Here is a 2528-nt window from a genome sequence, read left to right on the forward strand (position 1 = left end):
GGCCGAGTTGGAGCAGGCCTATAAGATCCTTACGCCGCTTCTGAACAGCGCAACTGCGCCAACACTCTTTGCGATCGCACTCCTGTGCTGCGGCATTAACGCCAGCGTGACGGCGACGCTGGCCGGCCAGATCGTGATGGAGGGCTTCATCGAGATCCGCTTGCCGACATGGCTGCGGCGCCTAGTGACACGCCTCGTCGCCATTCTGCCTGCAGTGACCGTGCTGCAGTTTTATGGCAACACCCGCGCCACAGACCTCCTTATCCTGAGCCAGGTCGTATTGGCCCTGCACTTGCCTTTTGCTGTGACGCCGCGGGTATTGCTGACAGCTTCACGCAAGAAGATGGGGGTCCTCGCACCGCCGCTCTGGCAGACAGGGCTGGCCAGCGCGATAGCGGTGGTGCTTATTGCGCTTAATCTCACGCTCGTCACGGGCATGCTGTTGCGGTGAAACGCACCGCTCGCCGCCGCGACCGGCTCATCTGGCGCGAGCGGACCGACATCGATCGGGTCGGAGATCCTAAGACACAGCGGGGGAAAGGATATGCCATTTTGATCGTTGGACGCAGTTAAAATTGCTCGCACCCGAGGAGCGCTGGACGCCGCCTTGGAACAGATCAAACCCACAGTGCCCAACGGCTTCGACGAGCGCGAACGAACGCGGCTCGCTTATATCGTCGCAAGTCTTGTAGCGCCTGCGGAAAACGTGGACGATTTAGCCCGGCGCGCCATCGAGCTATACCGCCGATCACTCTGAACACCGGCGACGGAGCGGCCCCTCAATCGAGCGTCCGGTCTTTGATATCGACATTCGGCGGAGAAAGGTGTCTAATGTAGGGGCCGTTGTCTCCATACTGCTTATGGACATGACCGCGTGCGACGCTTGCTGACCCCGTCGAGCGGAGACACGCTATGATTACCGGAAATGGCTATTTGTACCTGCGCAATGGGCGCCGGGCTGAAGTTTCCTACGAGTTCGCGGGCAACTACGACGACCAGCGTGCCGGCCACCTTCTCTTCGACACGACGACATTCGACGACAGCCTGTTTCATCACAGGCTCATCTTGACCTGTGAGGACGGCGAGGCCGTCGCGGTATCGATCATGAACCGCGGTGATAGGCACCTCGCGGTCACAGGTCGCGTGCTCGCCCGGACCCAGTCTGCGTAGGGACACGATTATCGCGCTGGACGATCCGGCCCGTGCCCCGCTTGCCTACGTGGCACGGTCCTGGCGCCCATACCGGAGTAGCGTGGGCGACTTCAACAATGCCAAGATCGTCACCAGCGCGAAGACGGTTGCGCCAATGTAGAGCCAACCTGGGGTCGGAGACTTCGCCTCACCCGGTACACGACAACGAAGTAGGCCAATAAGCGGCCCGATGTCGTCGTTCTGCGAGCGAGGGCAGAGGTCACCGACTGCCGGCATCGCTACCGGGTCTACTGCTCCTCCGATCGCAGTCAGGCGGAGCGCTTTCGCGACCTTGTCGGCGGTGAGGATTTCGATCCGCGGGATCGCCTGGCGGTCGTTGGTTGCGGGGGCAAGGAGTAGCTCGGGACGCCGGGAGGCGAGGTTGAGCGAGACGCAAGCCTACGCTGGCTGATCATGTTGCCGCGCGAAGAACTGGAACGTTGCGCGATTAAATCCGCGGAATGGGAGTAACCTGCAGCTCAGTCGGACTTTTCGGCGCGTCTTGCTGATCGACCTGACCCGTCGGTCTCTCACGCAGTGTATCCGCGTGATGGAGATTGAAGCCGACGAATATTGCGGTGATCATTGCCGCGACGATCACAACGGCAACCAAAGCGGCGTTTCCAGCACGTTGGGGCCGGGAGGGGGACGATGGCCGGGCATTTTGAAACCACAGTTGGCGCGTTGACGATCGGGGAAGAACTCAAGGCTGCCTTTACCGTTCCAAAGCCGCGATCGCGAAGTCTGCCGCGGATTTCCGGACAAGAAGGCTCGGAGGGCCCGCGCCTCGCCGGGAACGCCATCACAAGAGGTTCTCGGCCGCGAGGCTCATAGCAGCCCTCCCTCTTCGACGCGCGCCCTGAACGCGAGCGCGTAGGGCCATTCGCAATCCATCTCGATAACCGTGCAGCACGCCCAACGGCGCACGTGATCGCCGAAGTTGGCTTCGTCGCTCCAACGAGCGGCATACCAACCAAGCCATCCCGGCACGGCCTCGAACGTCGCTCCACAGTTGTCGAGATAGGCCATGGTGCGGGCTACCCGTTCGGCTTCGCTTCGTTCCTCGTGGCCGACAACGGCCGCGCCGACCAGCGGGGCTTCGTTGAATAGCTGTTGCCGGTTCATGCGCGCCTCTCCATTGGAATGACGCTCCGGCCGATGACCAATTTCCCGGCGACGAGGACGACGGCCAGATGGCCATAGCATGAGGGACCCGGCTGGTCTTGTAGGTCCGGTGCGAGAAGTAGCGGTGGTAGCCACCGGTCACCGCGAACATGCGCAGCCAGTACAGGCCAAAGGCGAGCCAGAGCGAGGTCGCGCTGACGCCGCTCCAGAGC

At 62.0% G+C, this 2528-nt stretch carries 3 protein-coding genes; 2 read left to right on the forward strand and 1 reads right to left on the reverse strand.

Translation table 11 applies throughout. The features are described from left to right. Positions 1–451: divalent metal cation transporter (locus B6S44_RS24865; RefSeq protein WP_206735242.1), on the forward strand; the 451-nt coding region annotated here is incomplete at its 5' end. Between the two features lie 461 nt (positions 452–912). Beyond that, on the forward strand, positions 913–1170 hold the full coding sequence (locus B6S44_RS24870) for a hypothetical protein (RefSeq protein ID WP_129159569.1): 258 nt from the start codon (positions 913–915) through the stop codon (positions 1168–1170). Between the two features lie 849 nt (positions 1171–2019). Here the strand turns inward: B6S44_RS24870 and B6S44_RS29485 are convergent. Further along, positions 2020–2316 carry a hypothetical protein gene (locus B6S44_RS29485; RefSeq protein WP_164985950.1) on the reverse strand — a complete coding sequence of 99 codons (297 nt, stop codon included), beginning with the start codon at positions 2314–2316 and terminating at the stop codon, positions 2020–2022. Positions 2317–2528: the final 212 nt, after the last annotated feature.

The organism is Allobosea sp. Tri-44 (genome assembly GCF_004123845.1).
GTDB lineage: Bacteria > Pseudomonadota > Alphaproteobacteria > Rhizobiales > Beijerinckiaceae > Allobosea.

Bases quoted from the DNA above. Each gene is read 5' to 3' on its own strand.
- B6S44_RS29485 (WP_164985950.1), bottom strand. From the start codon at position 2,316: ATGAACCGGCAACAGCTATTCAACGAAGCCCCGCTGGTCGGCGCGGCC.
- B6S44_RS24870 (WP_129159569.1), top strand. From the start codon at position 913: ATGATTACCGGAAATGGCTATTTGTACCTGCGCAATGGGCGCCGGGCT.